Origin of the sequence: Stenotrophomonas forensis (assembly GCF_028752115.1) — a bacterium.
Taxonomy (GTDB): Bacteria; Pseudomonadota; Gammaproteobacteria; order Xanthomonadales; family Xanthomonadaceae; genus Stenotrophomonas; species Stenotrophomonas forensis.
In genome coordinates this window covers 1,066,595-1,081,689 of the sequence record NZ_CP082270.1, presented here as the reverse complement: position 1 = coordinate 1,081,689, position 15,095 = coordinate 1,066,595, and the positions used below count along the sequence as shown (strand labels likewise).

General features: G+C 67.6%; 19 protein-coding genes. 16 read left to right on the top strand and 3 right to left on the bottom strand.

Features of this window, described 5'->3' with window-relative positions; genetic code table 11:
• The first annotated feature begins 2 nt into the window (after positions 1-2).
• Positions 3-686, top strand: a complete 684-nt coding sequence (locus K5L94_RS05100; RefSeq protein ID WP_053449013.1) for a DUF3108 domain-containing protein — start codon at positions 3-5, stop codon at positions 684-686.
• Between the two features lie 122 nt (positions 687-808).
• On the opposite strand, the gene K5L94_RS05095 is transcribed toward K5L94_RS05100, so the two are convergent.
• The 3 genes from K5L94_RS05095 to K5L94_RS05085 are packed head-to-tail and all read right to left on the bottom strand — an operon-like array spanning position 809 to position 2,655.
• Positions 809-1,135 (bottom strand): EF-hand domain-containing protein, encoded by a 327-nt coding sequence (locus tag K5L94_RS05095; protein WP_164242736.1) that lies wholly within the window; start codon positions 1,133-1,135, stop codon positions 809-811.
• On the bottom strand, positions 1,132-2,403 hold the full coding sequence (gene murA / locus K5L94_RS05090) for a UDP-N-acetylglucosamine 1-carboxyvinyltransferase (RefSeq protein ID WP_274512092.1): 1,272 nt from the start codon (positions 2,401-2,403) through the stop codon (positions 1,132-1,134). The genes K5L94_RS05095 and murA overlap by 4 nt, the downstream gene beginning before the upstream one ends.
• 21 nt (positions 2,404-2,424) lie before the next feature.
• Positions 2,425-2,655 carry a BolA family protein gene (locus K5L94_RS05085; RefSeq protein WP_021202589.1) on the bottom strand — a complete coding sequence of 77 codons (231 nt, stop codon included), beginning with the start codon at positions 2,653-2,655 and terminating at the stop codon, positions 2,425-2,427.
• Positions 2,656-2,709: 54 nt separating this feature from the next.
• Here K5L94_RS05085 and K5L94_RS05080 point away from each other — a divergent pair, with 54 nt between their 5' ends.
• The 15 genes from K5L94_RS05080 to K5L94_RS05010 all read left to right on the top strand — a co-directional run bounded on the left by K5L94_RS05080 (position 2,710) and on the right by K5L94_RS05010 (position 15,043).
• The gene (locus K5L94_RS05080) at positions 2,710-3,711 is read left to right on the top strand and encodes a KpsF/GutQ family sugar-phosphate isomerase (protein WP_274512090.1); all 1,002 of its coding nucleotides are present in this window, start codon (positions 2,710-2,712) and stop codon (positions 3,709-3,711) included.
• Positions 3,712-3,776: 65 nt separating this feature from the next.
• Positions 3,777-4,325 carry a KdsC family phosphatase gene (locus K5L94_RS05075; RefSeq protein ID WP_053449009.1) on the top strand — a complete coding sequence of 183 codons (549 nt, stop codon included), beginning with the start codon at positions 3,777-3,779 and terminating at the stop codon, positions 4,323-4,325.
• Positions 4,322-4,897, top strand: a complete 576-nt coding sequence (lptC, locus tag K5L94_RS05070) for an LPS export ABC transporter periplasmic protein LptC (RefSeq protein WP_274512088.1) — start codon at positions 4,322-4,324, stop codon at positions 4,895-4,897. Before K5L94_RS05075 ends, lptC begins: the two co-directional genes overlap by 4 nt.
• Before the next feature lie 99 nt (positions 4,898-4,996).
• The gene (lptA, locus tag K5L94_RS05065; protein ID WP_008267488.1) at positions 4,997-5,524 is read left to right on the top strand and encodes a lipopolysaccharide transport periplasmic protein LptA; all 528 of its coding nucleotides are present in this window, start codon (positions 4,997-4,999) and stop codon (positions 5,522-5,524) included.
• Positions 5,524-6,243 (top strand): LPS export ABC transporter ATP-binding protein, encoded by a 720-nt coding sequence (lptB, locus tag K5L94_RS05060; protein ID WP_053449007.1) that lies wholly within the window; start codon positions 5,524-5,526, stop codon positions 6,241-6,243. Before lptA ends, lptB begins: the two co-directional genes overlap by 1 nt.
• Positions 6,244-6,283: 40 nt before the next feature.
• Positions 6,284-7,705: an RNA polymerase factor sigma-54 gene (locus K5L94_RS05055; RefSeq protein WP_274512087.1), complete on the top strand. Its 1,422-nt coding sequence runs from the start codon at positions 6,284-6,286 to the stop codon at positions 7,703-7,705.
• A 58-nt stretch (positions 7,706-7,763) separates the two neighbouring features.
• Positions 7,764-8,081, top strand: a complete 318-nt coding sequence (gene hpf / locus K5L94_RS05050; protein ID WP_005415556.1) for a ribosome hibernation-promoting factor, HPF/YfiA family — start codon at positions 7,764-7,766, stop codon at positions 8,079-8,081.
• Between the two features lie 21 nt (positions 8,082-8,102).
• Positions 8,103-8,555: a PTS sugar transporter subunit IIA gene (locus K5L94_RS05045; RefSeq protein ID WP_053449005.1), complete on the top strand. Its 453-nt coding sequence runs from the start codon at positions 8,103-8,105 to the stop codon at positions 8,553-8,555.
• Positions 8,552-9,502, top strand: a complete 951-nt coding sequence (gene hprK / locus K5L94_RS05040) for an HPr(Ser) kinase/phosphatase (RefSeq protein WP_004147299.1) — start codon at positions 8,552-8,554, stop codon at positions 9,500-9,502. The genes K5L94_RS05045 and hprK overlap by 4 nt, the downstream gene beginning before the upstream one ends.
• 25 nt (positions 9,503-9,527) lie before the next feature.
• Positions 9,528-10,412: an RNase adapter RapZ gene (gene rapZ / locus K5L94_RS05035; protein WP_053449004.1), complete on the top strand. Its 885-nt coding sequence runs from the start codon at positions 9,528-9,530 to the stop codon at positions 10,410-10,412.
• A gap of 320 nt (positions 10,413-10,732) precedes the next feature.
• Positions 10,733-11,125, top strand: coding sequence for a PTS sugar transporter subunit IIA (locus K5L94_RS05030; RefSeq protein ID WP_006422749.1), 393 nt, complete (start codon positions 10,733-10,735; stop codon positions 11,123-11,125).
• Entirely contained in the window at positions 11,118-11,387 is a 270-nt protein-coding gene (locus K5L94_RS05025; RefSeq protein WP_005408385.1) for an HPr family phosphocarrier protein, read from the top strand. Before K5L94_RS05030 ends, K5L94_RS05025 begins: the two co-directional genes overlap by 8 nt.
• Before the next feature lie 2 nt (positions 11,388-11,389).
• Complete coding sequence (gene ptsP / locus K5L94_RS05020; RefSeq protein ID WP_274512078.1) at positions 11,390-13,159, top strand: phosphoenolpyruvate--protein phosphotransferase; 1,770 nt, start codon at positions 11,390-11,392, stop codon at positions 13,157-13,159.
• Positions 13,160-13,354: 195 nt separating this feature from the next.
• Complete coding sequence (mgtE, locus tag K5L94_RS05015; protein ID WP_008266103.1) at positions 13,355-14,716, top strand: magnesium transporter; 1,362 nt, start codon at positions 13,355-13,357, stop codon at positions 14,714-14,716.
• A gap of 60 nt (positions 14,717-14,776) precedes the next feature.
• A complete protein-coding gene (locus tag K5L94_RS05010; protein ID WP_053449002.1) occupies positions 14,777-15,043 on the top strand; it encodes a hypothetical protein in 267 nt (88 codons plus the stop codon).
• The last annotated feature ends 52 nt before the right edge of the window (positions 15,044-15,095 follow it).

Here is a 15,095-nt window from a genome sequence, read left to right as displayed (position 1 = left end):
GCATGAGCACCCTGACCCGCCCCCTCACCTGGATCGCCGCGGCCGCCCTGTCGATGGCCAGCCTGCCGGCCATGGCCCTGCAGCCGTTCAAGGCCGATTACCTGGCCAGCTACATGGGCATGCAGGCCAATGGCAGCATGACCCTGAGCAGCGAGGGAGCCAACAAGTGGCGCTACACGCTGCAGGTGAAGAACCAGCTGGCCGACCTGAGCCAGAGCACCGTGTTCGAAGAAGTGCGCGGCCAGCTGCGCCCGCTCAGCAGCCAGGATCGTTCGGCGCTGCTGGTGAAGAAGCGCAACGTGCAGGCCAACTACAACTGGAACAGCAACCAGGCCACCTGGACCGGCGACATCAAGCCGGACCGCGCAGGCCCGATCGCGCTGAAGGCCGGTGACATGGATGCACTGCTGATCAACCTGGCGATCGCCCGCGACCTGGCCGCCGGCAAGCCGCTGACCTATCGCATGGTTGACGAAGGGCGCATCAAGAACATGACCTACCGCGTGATCGGCAAGGAGTCGATCACCGTGGGTGGCAAGAGCTACGAGGCCACCAAGGTCTCGCGCGCCGACGGCAACAAGGAACTGATCGCGTGGATCGTGCCTGAGTTCCCGGTGCCGGCGCGCATGCTGCAGCGTGAGAACGACCGCGACGCGCTGGACCTGACCATCAAGGCGATGAACTGACGCGCGAACCGGTAGTGCCGGCCGCTGGCCGGCATTCTCGCGATGCTCCACGAGGTTCATGGGGCTGCCGGCCAGCGGCCGGCACTACCGAAAGGAAAACGCCCGCTTTCGCGGGCGTTTTCTTATTTCTTCGCTTCGGCCGGCTTCGCTTCCGCTGGCGTGAACTCGGTGCGGCAGTCCACGCGGATCTGCTCGCCCGTGCTGCGCCAGACGAAGGTGCGGCAATGGCGGTTGCCATCCTGGCTGTCGTTCACCGCAACCGCGTAGAACGACTCGATGATCTCGTCACGCGAGACGGTGCCATCGCCGTTCCAGTCCATGTCCTTCTGCTCGATGCCCTGGGTGATGGCGATGTTGGCGTACCAGGCGTAGCCCAGCCACGCCAGCACGATCAGCACCAGCGCCAGCAGCGCCTTGCGACGCGGGCTGAACTTGCCGCGCAGGATCATGGCACGCGCCGGATGGTGGCACCGAGCGAAGACAGCTTCTCTTCGATGTTCTCGTAGCCACGATCAAGGTGGTAGATGCGGTCGATGGTGGTGTCACCGTCGGCCATCAGGCCTGCCAGGATCAACGACGCCGACGCGCGCAGGTCGGTGGCCATCACCGGCGCACCGCTCAGGCGTTCGTGGCCACGGGCAATGGCCGTGTGGCCTTCGACCTGGATGTCCGCGCCCAGCCGCAGCAGTTCGTTGACGTGCATGAAACGGTTCTCGAAGATCGTTTCATTGATCACGCCCACGCCGTCGGCCACGCAGTTGAGCGCCATGAACTGCGCCTGCATGTCGGTCGGGAACGCCGGGTACGGCGCGGTGGTCAGGTTGACCGCCTTCGGCCGCTTGCCCTGCATGTCCAGGGTGATGCTGTCATCGGTGGTCTCGATCTTCGCACCGGCCTCGACCAGCTTGGACAGCACCGCGTCCATGGTGTTCGGGCGCGCACGATTCACGGTGACCTTGCCACCGGTCATCGCCGCGGCCACCAGGAAGGTACCGGTCTCGATGCGGTCGGGCAGCACTTCGTGGCGGCCACCGGACAGGCGCTCGACGCCTTCGATGACCAGGCGCGCGGTGCCCAGGCCTTCGATCTTCGCGCCCAGCGCGATCAGGCAGTGCGCCAGATCGGTCACTTCCGGTTCCATCGCGCAGTTGTCGAGGATGGTGGTGCCTTCGGCCAGCACCGCGCCCATCAGCACGTTCTCGGTGCCGGTGACGCTGACCATGTCGAAGGTGAAATGACCGCCCTTCAGGCGCTTGGCCGAGGCCTTGATGAAGCCGTTCTCGACCACGATCTCGGCACCCAGCGCCTGCAGGCCCTTGATGTGCTGGTCGACCGGGCGCGAACCGATCGCGCAGCCGCCCGGCAGCGACACTTCGGCCGCGCCGAAGCGGGCCAGCAGCGGGCCCAGCACCAGGATCGAGGCGCGCATGGTCTTGACCAGCTCGTACGGCGCCACATGCTGGTTCACAGGACGCGGATCGACCACGATCGCGCTGCCGCGCGACAGCGTGCCCTGGTCGATGGTGACCTTGGCGCCCAGTTCACCCAGCAGTTTCACCGTGGTGACCACGTCGTGCAGGTGCGGCACATTGGTGATCTCCACCGGCTCATCGGCCAGCAGGGTCGCGCAGAGAATGGGGAGGACGGCGTTCTTGGCGCCGGAGATGCTTACTTCACCGTGCAGCGCAGCGCCGCCGGTCACAACGATCTTGGCCATGTATTCGGGATCTTCTGCGGTTCAGCCGGCTTCGGCCGGGGTCACGGTTTTCAGCGCCAGTGCGTGGATCGCACCGCCCATCAAGTCGCCCAGGGTGGCATAGACCATCCGGTGGCGGGCCAGCGGCATCTTGCCGGCAAAGGCCTCGCAGACCACGGTCGCTTCGAAATGCACGCCATCGTCGCCACGCACGTCGGCGCGGGCGCCGGGCAGGCCGGTTTCGATCAGATTGCGGATGGTGTCGGCGTCCAACGGGCTTTCCTAATAAAATGATCGCTCATTCTACTTCCGCTGCGTGGCGTCCGCATGGCCGAGCCCCTCCTGCCCTCCCGTTCCGTCGACCCGGCCAGCCTGGTCGCCAGCGGCCGCCGTGTCTTCGACATCGAGCAGCAGGCCCTGAATGCGGTCGCTGCCCGCCTCGGCGAAGCGTTCCAGCAGGCCTGCCAGGCCATCCTGTCCAGCCACGGGCGGGTGGTTGCCACCGGCATGGGCAAGTCCGGCCACATCGCCCGCAAGATCGCCGCCACCCTGGCCTCCACCGGCACCCCGGCGTTCTACGTGCACCCGGGCGAGGCCGGCCATGGCGATCTGGGCATGATCACCGAGGACGACGTGGTGCTGGCGCTGTCCTATTCGGGCGAGTCGGACGAAGTCCTGATGCTGCTGCCGGTGCTCAAGCGCCAGGGCAACCTGCTGATTTCCATGACCGGACGCCCGCAGTCCAGCCTGGCCGCCGCCGCCGACATTCACCTGGATGTCAGCGTGCCGGCCGAAGCCTGCCCGCTGGACCTGGCCCCGACCTCCAGCACCACCGCGTCGCTGGCAATGGGCGATGCGCTGGCCGTGGCCCTGCTCGATGCGCGCGGCTTCACCGCCGATGACTTCGCCCGTTCACACCCGGCCGGCAGCCTCGGCCGCCGCCTGCTGCTGCACATCACCGATGTCATGCACACCGGCGACGACCTGCCCACGGTCGGTGCCGGCGCCAGCCTCAGCGAAGCGCTGATGGAAATGAGCCGTAAACGGCTGGGCATGACCGCCGTGGTCGATGCCGACGGCGTCCTGATCGGCCTGTTCACCGACGGCGACCTGCGCCGCGCGCTGGACAGCGCGCTGGACGTGCGTACCGCGAAGATCGCCGATGTGATGACCCGCAACCCACGTACCATCGGCGCCGACCAGCTGGCCGTCGAGGCCGCGCGGTTGATGGAGACCCACAAGATCACCGGCCTGATCGTGGTCGATGGCCAGGGCCGCGCGGTCGGTGCCCTGAACATTCATGACCTGTTGCGGGCGCGGGTGGTTTAACCGACAGTCCGTAGACCCCATTCAGTCTGTATCGTCCATCCGCCCACACCGAGCCTGCCGCCCTGATGCCCTGGTCCCCGCTGCCCGCCTTTCCCGCCCACCTGCATGCCGCCGCGGCCCGTATCCGCCTGGCGTGCTTCGACGTGGACGGCACCCTCACCGACGGTCGGCTGTACTACGACAAGGACGGCAATGAGAGCAAGGCGTACTTCGTGCAGGATGGCCTGGGCCTGAAACTGCTGCAGCAGCACGGCATCCATCCCGTGCTGATCACCGCGCGCAACAGCCAGTCCGCGCTCCGGCGTGGCGCCGATCTCGGCATCGACACCCAGATCGCCGTGGGTGACAAGCTGGCCAGCGTGCAGGCGCTGTGCGCGCAGCACGGCATCGGCCTGGAACAGGTGGCCTTCATGGGTGACGACCTGCCGGACCTGGCGCCACTGGGTGCGGTGGGCCTGGCCGTGGCCCCTGCCAACGCGCACCCGTGGATCGCCGAGCGCGTGCACTGGCAGACCCGCACCGAGGGCGGGCGTGGCGCTGCACGTGAACTGTGCGACGTCCTGCTGGCCGCCCAGGGCCACGTGGACGCCGTCCTGGCGAGGTTCAGCGCATGAACCGGCCGACCCTGAACTGGCGCACCGTGCTCGGCATCGGCCTGCTGCTGGCCGCGCTGCTCAGCAGCTGGGCCGCGCTGCGCAACCGGGACAAGGGACCGGCCAACGGCGGCAACGAGATTGGCGTGGACTACATCCTGCACGACTTCACGATCGTGGCCCTCGACGAGCAGGGCAAGGAATCGACCACCCTGCGCGCACCGCTGCTGGAGCGTCAGCGCGGTGACCAGACCATCAGCATCGCGACTCCGCTGTTCGAAATGCCCGACAAGGACGGCAAGCACTGGACGCTGCGGTCGGAGACCGGCTGGCTCAGCGCCAAGGGCGACGAAATGAAGCTGCGTGGCAACGTCGCAGGCGACAGTCCCGCCGGCCCGGGCGTGCCGCCCACCACCTTCCGCACCGACCACCTGGACGTGTTTCCGAAGGAAAGCCGTGCCCGCACCGATGCGCTGGTGACCATGACCCGGCCCGGGATGGAACAGTCCGGTGTCGGCTTCGAGGTGGATTCGAAGAACAACACGTATCATTTCCTCAGCCAGTCCAAGGGCCGCTACACGCCCCGGCACTGATCCCGCCGCCAGCCTGCGACGTCCCCGGACAGGCGCAAGGCCGGCAGCCCCTCCCCGCCCCCGGTTTCCGGGAGCCCTCCACCGGTAGAACGGACCCCGATGAAGATTCCCTTTGCAGCCGTACTCGCGCTCGCACTTGTTGTGCCCAGCGCCGCCTTCGCCAAGTCCACCGACCGCAACGAGAACATGGACATCGAGTCCGGCGCCCAGTCCGGCGTGCTCACCGGCGATGGCAAGACCGTGCTCTCGCAGGGCGTGACCATCACCCAGGGAACCCTGGACATCCGCTCGTCCGAAGCCGAGATCTACCTGAAGGATGGCGAGGCCGTGCGTGCCGTGTTCACCGGCAAGCAGGCCACCATGAAGCAGCAGCTCGACGATGGCACCTGGATGGACGCGGTGGCCGATCGCATCGACTACGACATCAAGACCGAGATCATCACCCTGACCGGCAACTACAAGGTCACCAGCGCGCGCGGCACCAACGCCGGCCAGCGCATGGTCTACAACACCCGCAGCGGTGAGATGAACTCCGGTGGCGACGGCAGCCGCGTGCGCACCGTCATTCCGCCGAAGAACAAGAACCCGGCCGCACAGCCGGCCAAGCCTGCCGGGAGCAAGAAGTAATGCTTGTCGCCAAGGGCCTGCGCAAACGCTACAAGCAGCGTGAAGTCGTCAAGGACTTCGGGCTGACCCTCGATGCCGGTGAAGTGGTCGGCCTGCTGGGCCCCAACGGTGCCGGCAAGACCACCTGCTTCTACATGATCGTCGGCCTGGTCGCGGCCGATGCGGGCAGCATCGTGCTCGACGGCCGCGACATCACCGGCGACCCGATGTACACCCGCGCCAAGCAGGGCGTGGGCTATCTGCCGCAGGAACCCTCGGTGTTCCGCAAGCTGACCGTGGCCGACAACATCCGCCTGGTGCTGGAACTGCGCGAGGACCTGGATTCGGCCGGCCGCGAACGCGAACTGAGCAGCCTGCTCGACGAACTGCAGCTGGGCCACGTTGCCGACCAGCTCGGCGCCAGCCTGTCCGGTGGCGAACGCCGTCGGTGCGAGATCGCCCGGGCACTGGCCGCGCAGCCGCGCCTGATCCTGCTCGACGAGCCGTTCGCCGGCGTCGATCCGATTTCGGTCGGCGAGATCCAGCGCATCGTCACCCATCTCAAGCAGCGTGGCATCGGCGTGCTGATCACCGATCACAACGTGCGCGAGACCTTGGGAATCTGCGACCGCGCGTATATCCTCGCCGAGGGTGCCGTACTGGCCCAGGGCTCGCCGGAGGCGATCCTGGACAACGCCGACGTACGCCGCGTCTACCTTGGGGATTCGTTCAAGCTGTGACGGCGGGCACCCGGGCACTTTCCATCCTTTCGGCACAGGTATGAAGACTCGGCTGCAGACATCGTTGGGACAGCAGCTGGTGCTCACGCCCCAGCTGCAGCAGGCGATCAAGCTGCTGCAGATGTCCACCACCGAGCTGGAGCTGGAAATCGCCCAGGCCGTGGAAAGCAATCCGCTGCTGGACTGGGCCGACAGCAACGACGGCCCTGCCGCCAACGAGGCCAGTGACGGCAACGACAGCGAAGCCCCCAGCGAACGCGCCGACGATGGCGACGACTGGGCGCCTGCCGAACTGGACTGGAGCGTCGCCGGCAGCGGTGGCAGCTTCGACGATGACGACGACACCGGCAGCGCCGCCGAGCGCGTGGCCGAAACCGAAACGCTGGCCGATCACCTGCTGTGGCAGCTGCACCTGTCGCATCTTTCGGCGCGCGACCGCAGCATCGGCGCCACGCTGATCGATGCGCTCGACGAAGACGGCTACCTGCGCGAGTCGCTGGCCACCATCGCTGAGACCCTGCTGCCGGCGACCCATGCCGACGAGGATGAGATCCTCGCGGTGCTGCATCGCATCCAGCGTTTCGATCCGGTCGGCGTGGCCGCGCGCTCGCTCGGTGAATGCCTGCAGCTGCAACTGGACGTGTTGCCCGCCGACACGCCAGGGCTGGCGTTGGCGCGACAGATTGCCGCAGGCCCACTGGAACGGTTGCCTCGCAGCGGCGTTGCCGGGCTCGCCCATGAACTGAAGCAAGCGCCGGCCGACGTCGAGACCGCAGTCAACCTGCTACGTTCGCTGGATCCGCGTCCAGGCACGCAGATTGCGCCGCTTTCGCAGGACACCTACGTGGTGCCCGACGTGGTGGTGTGGCGGCAGAACGGCGTCTGGCGTGCGGCGCTGGCCGGCCACGCCGGGCCGAAGGTGGTGATCCACCGCGGCTACGAACAGCTCATCCGCCGCTGTGGCGAGGCCGATGCCGGCTATCTGCGCGCGCAGCTGCAGGAAGCACGCTGGCTGTTGAAGGGGCTGCAGCAGCGCGGCGAAACCCTGCTGCGGGTGGTGCGCAGCCTGATCCTGCAGCAGGCCGGATTCCTCGAATTCGGCGAACAGGCGCTGCGCCCGCTGACACTGCGCGAGATCGCCACCGAACTCGGCCTGCACGAATCCACGGTATCGCGCGCGATCGCGCGCAAGCATGTGCGCACGCCGCGCGGCACCCTGCCGCTACGCGCCTTCTTCGCGTCGGGCATCGATACCGAGGGCGGCGGCGAGGCGTCCAGCACGGCCATCCAGGCCATGATCCGGCGACTCATCGACGACGAGAACCCGCGCAAGCCGCTTTCTGACGCCAAGCTGGCTGACCTGCTCAAATCGTCGGGAATTCCAGTAGCGCGACGCACCGTGGCGAAGTATCGTGAAGCCATGAACATTTCCGCCTCGCACGAAAGGGTCAGAATCGCTTGACGCGCCGCCGCGCCCGGCGGAGAGGTTCATTGGCACATCCGAACACAGGAGAAACCCGATGCGCATCGAAACGTTTGGCAAAGATGTCGAAGTCACCCCGGCCCTGCAGTCCTATGTAGAGGAGAAGCTGGCCCGGATCGGAAAACACTTCGACCAGCACTGCGAAGCGCGGGTGACCCTCAAGCTGCAGAAGACCGAGCATCACGTCGACGCCAGCCTCAACATCCCGGGGCAGACCCTGCACGCCGAGGCCGGCGGCCAGACCATGTATGCCGCGATCGACCTGCTTGCGGACAAGCTTGACCGCCTTGTGATCAAGCACAAGGAGAAAAAACAGCAGCACGCGCCGCTGCCGGTGGGCGACAATGGTGGCTGATCGCCACTGTTCCCCGCAGACATGCCCCTGACTGACCTCCTGGCGGCCGTGCAGACCCAGCTCTGCACGGCCACCGACCGCGACAGCGTCCTGCAGGCCGCCGCCGGGTTGCTGGCCTGCCGCCAGGCCAATGCCGAACAGATCTACCTGAACCTGTGCCAGCGCGAAGCGCTGGGCAGTACCGCGATCGGCCACGGCATCGCCATTCCCCACGGCCGCGCGCCGACCCTGGACCGCCCCCGTGGCGCCCTGCTGCGGCTGGCTACCCCGGTCGACTTCGGTGGCGACGAGCCGGTGGACCTGGTGTTTGCGATGGCCGTCCCCGCCCACTACACCCACCAGCACCTGATGCTGCTGTCCGAGCTGGCCGAGTTGTTCTCCGCGCCCGGCATCCGCCAGGCGCTGCGCGCGGCCGGCGATGCCCGGGCCCTGCGCCAGGCCCTTGAGCTGACGCCACCTGCGAGCGCCGCATGAATACCAGCATCACCGCCCGTGAACTGTTCGAACAGCAGCGCGAGCGGCTGGGGCTACGCTGGGCCGCCGGCAAGTCCGGCGAGAAGCGTGAACTGGAGGCCGGCAATACGGTCTCGCGGCGGCCCTCGCTGGCCGGCTACCTCAATGCGATCTACCCCAACAAGGTGCAGATTCTCGGGACCGAGGAGCTGTCCTGGCTGGACGCGCTGGAACCGCGCCAGCGCTGGGAGACCATCGAGAAGATCATGCAGTCGCACCCGCTGGCGCTGGTGCTGACCCGCAACCAGCCCTGCCCGGAAGACCTGCGCGCGGCCGCGGACGAGTCCGGTACGCCGCTGTGGCTGTCCCCCAAGCGCGGCCACGAACTGCTCAACCACCTGTCCTACCATCTGGCGCGCACGCTGGCACCACGCGTGATCCTGCATGGCGTGTTCATGGAGATCTACTCCATCGGCGTGCTGATCACCGGTGAAGCCGGGTCGGGCAAGAGCGAACTGGCGCTGGAGCTGCTCAGCCGCGGCCATCGCCTGGTGGCCGACGATGCACCCGAATTCACCCAGATCGCCCCCGACGTGCTCGACGGTACCTGCCCCGAACTGCTGCAGGACCTGCTGGAAGTGCGTGGGCTGGGCGTGCTGAACGTGCGCGAGATGTTCGGCGACACGGCTGTAAAGAAGAACAAGTACCTTCGGCTGATCGTCCATCTGACCAAACCGATGACCGAACCCACGCCACATGGCTACGAGCGCCTGACCGGCGATTCGGGTACCCGCCATGTGCTGGACCTGGACGTCCCGCTGATCACCCTGCCGGTGATGCCTGGCCGCAACCTGGCCGTGCTGACCGAGGCGGCCACCCGCCTGCATATCCTGCGCACCAAGGGCATCGATCCGGCGGCGATGTTCATCGCCCGCCACAGCAATCTGCTGGAACGGCGAACGCCCTGACCCCTGCCTTTCGAAGAGCCCGTCCATGAGCACCGCCGCCCCCACCGCCCCGACCCTGATCATCGTCAGCGGCCTGTCCGGCTCGGGTAAATCCGTGGCCCTGAAGACCTTCGAGGACCAGGACTACTACTGCTCGGACAACCTGCCGATCAACCTGCTTCCGGATTTCGTGCGCAGCCTGCTGGCCAACCACGATGGCAGCGCGCCGCGCCGGCTGGCGGTGGGCATCGACGTGCGCGGCCAGGCCGATCTTGGCCAGCTGGGCGACTGGCGGCAGCTGGCCACCGACGCCGGCGTGGAAGTGAAGGTACTGTTCTTCGAGGCCAGCGATGAAACGGTGCTCAAGCGCTATGCCGACACCCGTCGCCGGCATCCGTTGAGCCAGTTGGGCCTGTCACTGCCCGAGGCGATCGCGCGCGAACGTGTGCTGACCGCCCCGCTGCGCCGTGAGGCCGATGCGGTGATCGACACCAGCGCGCTCAACGTGCACCAGCTGCGGCGACGGATCATCACCGAGTTCACCCTGGACCACGCCACCCGGCTGTCGCTGCTGTTCGAATCGTTCGCCTACAAGCGCGGCGTGCCGGCCGAGGCGGACTTCGTGTTCGACGCGCGCGTGCTGCCCAACCCGCACTGGGACCCGGAACTGCGCGCGCTGAGCGGCCGCGAGCCGGGCGTGCGCGACTACCTGGAAGCGCAGCCCGACGTGCAGCGCTACCTGGCCCAGCTGATGGACTTTCTCGATACCTGGCTGCCCAAACTGGGCGACGGCACCCGCAGCTACGTGACCGTGGCGTTCGGCTGTACCGGCGGCAAGCACCGCTCGGTGTTCCTGGCCGAGCGCATGGCCCGCCACGCGCGCGAGATGGGCTGGGAAGACGTGGCGACCTACCACCGCGAACAGGATTGAGGGGGCGGCCGGGCTGCACCCGGCACCCGCGGTAGTGCCGGCCGCTGGCCGGCAACCTCAACAGCCGAAGCAACATCAAAAGCCAGCTCCCTGTGACATGGCAGGCTGGGTACCACTGCTGTTGGTGGGTGTCGACCTTGGTCGACACGATGGATCCAGGCCATGCGTGGATGAACCTCTGTCAGGCATCGGAAAGACGGACAGGGTCGGATCGCTTTTTCGGCGAAACGGGGATGCCACCCGGGCAACGCTGAATACGGGACACAGTGCCCCTCTCCTGCTGCTATCGCCGATTCACCTTGACCTGTTAACGTGCAGTAATGACCTGTGGCATTCTCCTCGTAACACATCCCGGGGTCGGGACCGCCCTGCTTGAGGTGGCGACCCGGCTCCTGCGGCAATTGCCGCTGAAGACCGAAGCTTTCGAAGTACCGTTCGACGCAGACCTGGACGCCCTGCTCCCGCTCGCCTCGGCCGCCCTGCGGCGGGTCGACGGTGGGGAAGGCGTGCTGATCCTGACCGACCTGTACGGCGCCAGCCCCGCCAACCTTGCCGGGCAGCTGGCCCGGCTGGGGACCCCGGTTCGCCGGGTGTCGGCGCTGAGCCTGCCGATGTTGCTGCGGGTGATGAATTATCCGGAACAGGGACTGGATCAACTGCCCGCCACAGCCGCGGCGGGTACCCGTAATGGAGCGATAGTCGACGATGCTTGAACGAGAACTCACCGTCAGCAACCGCCTGGGCCTGCATGCCCGGGCCACCGCCAAGCTGGTGCAGACCCTGGCGCCGTTCCGCTGCAACGTGACCATGGCCGCCAAGGGCCGTGAGATCAACGCCAAAAGCATCATGGGCGTGATGCTGCTGGCTGCCGGCCAGGGCACTCCGGTCACCGTGCGCATCAACGGCGAGGACGAAGCCGCCGCGATGGAGGCGGTGGTCGGCCTGTTCGAACGCCGTTTCGACGAGGACAGCTGAGCGTGCCACGCGCACGCGCCGGCCAGCTCCCCTCCGGCCAGCGGCCGGTGCAGCTGCTGGCCGGCCATGGCGCAGCGCGCGGCACGGCCATGGGCCGCGCCCGCGTGCGCCTGCCGCATGCCCTGGAGGTGGCCGAACAGCGTGTCGCCGCCCACCAGGTCGAGGCCGAGCTCGCGCGCCTGCACCATGCGGTGGATGCGGCGCGCACGGAAATGCACGAGCTGCGCCAGCGCCTGCATGGGGCACTGAACCAGGAAGTGGGCGAGTTCCTCGACCTGCACGCGCTGCTGCTGGACGACCCCGAGCTGCTGTATGGCCTGGACGAACTGATCCGCAGCGGCCCGTACAGCGCCGGCTATGCGCTGCGCCTGCAGCGCGACCGCCTGGCCAGGGTCTTCGATGGCATGGACGATGCCTACCTGAAGAGCCGCATGGACGACCTGGACCATGTGATCGGCCGTATCCACGCCTTCCTGCAACCCGAGCGCCCGCCGGTGATGAAGGGCCTGGCCGGCGAGATCCTGGTCTGCGACAACATCGCCCCGTCCGAGCTGGCGCAGCTGCAGGCACAGGGCGTGGTCGGCATCGTCACCGCCGCCGGCAGCGCGCTGTCGCACAGCGCGATCCTGGCACGCAGCCTGCACCTGCCGCTGATCGTCAACGTACCGCAGCTGCTCAGCCGCATCGCCGATGGCGACGTGCTGATCATCGACGGCGCCGACGGCAGCATCACGGTCAACCCGCAGGCCGACAACCTGCGTGACTACCGCGCACGGCTGAAAGAGCATGCGCGCGAACAGCGCGAGCTGGGCCGCCTGCGCAGCAAGCCCAGCCGGACCCGCGACCAGGTCGACATCGCCCTGCTGGCCAACGCCGAATCGCTGGAGGACGTGACCCAGGCGCATGCGCTGGGCGCGCAGGGGCTGGGCCTGTACCGCACCGAATTCCTGTTCCTGCAGCGCAACGAGCTGCCGGACGAGGAAGAACAGTTCCAGACCTACCGCGATGCCGCGCTGGGCATGAGCGGGCGTCCGGTCACCATCCGCACGCTCGACCTGGGCGCGGACAAGGCCGATCGCACCGGCCTTACCTTGAGCAACGAAGAGAATCCGGCACTGGGCCTGCGCGGCGTGCGCCTGTCGCTGGCGCGGCCGAAGGTGGCCGACACCCAGCTGCGCGCGATCCTGCGCGCCTCGGCCTACGGCAAGCTGCGCGTGCTGGTTCCGATGGTCAGTACCCGCGAGGAGCTGCTGGCGGTGCGCCGGCGCATGCTCAAGCTGACCGAACAGCTGCGCGGCGAGGGCCACATGGTGTCCGACCATGTGCCGCTGGGCGCGATGATCGAAGTCCCCGCGGCCGCACTGGCGCTGGAGAGCTTCATCGATCTGGTCGATTTCCTGTCGATCGGTACCAACGACCTGGTGCAGTACCTGCTCGCCGCCGACCGCAACAACGAGGCGCTGGGCGAGCTCTACTCGCCGTTGCATCCGGCCGTGCTGCGGCTGCTGCAGATGGTGATCGACACCGGCGCGCGCCATCGCATCCCGGTGGCGGTCTGCGGCGAGATGGCCGGCGATGCCCGGATGACGCCACTGCTGCTGGCGCTGGGCCTGAGCGAGTTCAGCCTGCATCCCGGTACGTTGCTGGAGGTGCGCCGGGCGATCCGCGAGGCCGACCTGGGCGCCTTGCGCGCCCGCGCGACGAAGCTGCTGGCCGCGCGCGACCGCCGCGGCATCGAGCGCTGGCTGGCACTGGTGGCGGACACGCCCTGACCACCCAGGGTAGTGCCGGCCGCTGGCCGGCAACCTCATGAACTTCGATGAGGACGATTGCCGGCCAGCGGCCGGCACTACCCTCACCCCAGCGGCTATGCGTTGAAACATCCCCTTGCGATAATGACGCGCTGAACACCCCTGTTGCCGCATCCTTGCCGGGATCGCGGCTTTTCTTATCCCGCGGGAGCTGCGATGGCTGAAGCTGTACGCCACGACAAGACTGCGCGCCAACTGCGGATGCTGTCCGATGCACTGGACAGCGGCCGGCTGGGGCCGGTGCGTCGGCTGGTCAACACCCTGGCCCCGGCCGAGATCGGCAACCTGCTCGAATCGCTGCCGCCTGGCAAGCGCGAGGTGGTGTGGGGACTGGTCGATCCGGAAGATGACGGCGAGGTGCTGGTCCACGTCGGCGAGGACGTGCGCGAAAGCCTGCTCGCGGACATGGACCCGGACGAGATCATCGCCGCGGTCGAAGACCTGGACATCGACGACCTGGCCGACCTGGTCGAAGACCTGCCGGACACGGTCATCGACGAAGTCCTCAAGTCGATGGACCGCGAGAACCGCGAGCGCCTGGAACAGGTGCTGTCCTACCCCGAGGACAGCGCCGGCCGCCTGATGAATCCGGACGTGGTGACCGTGCGCGCCGACGTCAACGTCGATGTGGTGCTGCGCTACCTGCGCCTGCGCGGCGAACTGCCCGACCACACCGACCACCTGTTCGTGGTCAGCCGGCGGCACCAGTACCTCGGGCGGGTCTCGCTGGCCGCGCTGGTGACCCACGAGGACACCACCCCGATCAACCGCCTGATCGACGACGAGCAGCCGGCCATCGACGTCGGCGAGAGCGACCAGGAAGTGGCACGGCAGTTCTCCGACCATGACTGGATCTCCGCGCCAGTGGTGGACGACAACAACATCCTGATCGGCCGCATCACCATCGATGACGTGGTCGACATCATCCGCGGCCAGGCCGAGCACCAGGCGCTGGGCGCCGCCGGCCTGGACGAGGACGAGGATCTGTTCAGCCCGGTCTGGCGCGCCATGCGCCGGCGCCTGATGTGGCTGTCGGTGAACCTGTGCACCGCCTTCCTGGCTTCCAGCGTGGTCGGCCACTTCGAAGGCACCATCGACAAGCTGGTGGCGTTGGCGGTGCTGATGCCGATCGTGGCCGGCCTGGGTGGCAATGCCGGCACCCAGGTGCTGGCGCTGATGGTGCGCGGCCTGGCGCTGGGCCAGGTGGGCGCGTCCAATGCGCGCACGCTGCTGTGGAAGGAAGTGCGGGTCGCCCTGTTGAACGGCGTGATGCTGGGTTCGGTGCTGGGGCTGATCGTGCTGGCCTGGTTCCACTCGCCCGGCCTGTCGGCAGTGATCGCGATCGCGCTGACCTGCAACCTGCTGTTCGCCGCGCTGGCCGGCGTGCTGGTGCCACTGACCCTTAAACGCTTCGGCTTCGACCCGGCGCTGGCCAGCGGCATCTTCCTGACCGCAGTGACCGACTCGATGGGCTTCTTCACCTTCCTCGGCCTGGCCACCCTGGTGCTGCTGCACTGAACCCTGCTGGGTCGGATCCCCGCCACGCGGGGCTCTGACCCGATCCCAACTGGAACACCGATGGCAACGACGATCGAAAACTACTTCCAGCCCGGCTGGCGCGACCAGCAGCACACCTGCCCGGCCTGCGAATGGAAGGGCAGTTCGCGCGGCATGGAGATGGAACTGGACGAGGACGCAACCGAGTACGACTGCCCGGTCTGCGAGAACCCGTTGCTGGTGGTGCTGCACCCGGACATGGCGCAGGTGCAGGCCGCCGCCGCCGAAGGCAATGCCGAAGCACAGGAACAGCTGGACATCATCGCCAGTTTCCCGCGCCCGCAGTGACGCGGCGCATGATGCCGCGTTGACGGCGGCGGACTACGATGGGGCGTTCCCG

Coding starts and splice junctions, on each gene's coding strand:
- mgtE (WP_008266103.1), top strand. CDS start 13,355: ATGGCTGAAGCTGTACGCCACGACAAGACTGCGCGCCAACTGCGGATG.
- rapZ (WP_053449004.1), top strand. CDS start 9,528: ATGAGCACCGCCGCCCCCACCGCCCCGACCCTGATCATCGTCAGCGGC.
- K5L94_RS05055 (WP_274512087.1), top strand. CDS start 6,284: ATGAAGACTCGGCTGCAGACATCGTTGGGACAGCAGCTGGTGCTCACG.
- lptB (WP_053449007.1), top strand. CDS start 5,524: ATGCTTGTCGCCAAGGGCCTGCGCAAACGCTACAAGCAGCGTGAAGTC.
- K5L94_RS05095 (WP_164242736.1), bottom strand. CDS start 1,135: ATGATCCTGCGCGGCAAGTTCAGCCCGCGTCGCAAGGCGCTGCTGGCG.
- lptC (WP_274512088.1), top strand. CDS start 4,322: ATGAACCGGCCGACCCTGAACTGGCGCACCGTGCTCGGCATCGGCCTG.
- K5L94_RS05045 (WP_053449005.1), top strand. CDS start 8,103: ATGCCCCTGACTGACCTCCTGGCGGCCGTGCAGACCCAGCTCTGCACG.
- K5L94_RS05010 (WP_053449002.1), top strand. CDS start 14,777: ATGGCAACGACGATCGAAAACTACTTCCAGCCCGGCTGGCGCGACCAG.
- K5L94_RS05030 (WP_006422749.1), top strand. CDS start 10,733: ATGACCTGTGGCATTCTCCTCGTAACACATCCCGGGGTCGGGACCGCC.
- K5L94_RS05025 (WP_005408385.1), top strand. CDS start 11,118: ATGCTTGAACGAGAACTCACCGTCAGCAACCGCCTGGGCCTGCATGCC.
- murA (WP_274512092.1), bottom strand. CDS start 2,403: ATGGCCAAGATCGTTGTGACCGGCGGCGCTGCGCTGCACGGTGAAGTA.
- K5L94_RS05075 (WP_053449009.1), top strand. CDS start 3,777: ATGCCCTGGTCCCCGCTGCCCGCCTTTCCCGCCCACCTGCATGCCGCC.
- K5L94_RS05080 (WP_274512090.1), top strand. CDS start 2,710: ATGGCCGAGCCCCTCCTGCCCTCCCGTTCCGTCGACCCGGCCAGCCTG.
- hpf (WP_005415556.1), top strand. CDS start 7,764: ATGCGCATCGAAACGTTTGGCAAAGATGTCGAAGTCACCCCGGCCCTG.
- lptA (WP_008267488.1), top strand. CDS start 4,997: ATGAAGATTCCCTTTGCAGCCGTACTCGCGCTCGCACTTGTTGTGCCC.
- hprK (WP_004147299.1), top strand. CDS start 8,552: ATGAATACCAGCATCACCGCCCGTGAACTGTTCGAACAGCAGCGCGAG.
- K5L94_RS05100 (WP_053449013.1), top strand. CDS start 3: ATGAGCACCCTGACCCGCCCCCTCACCTGGATCGCCGCGGCCGCCCTG.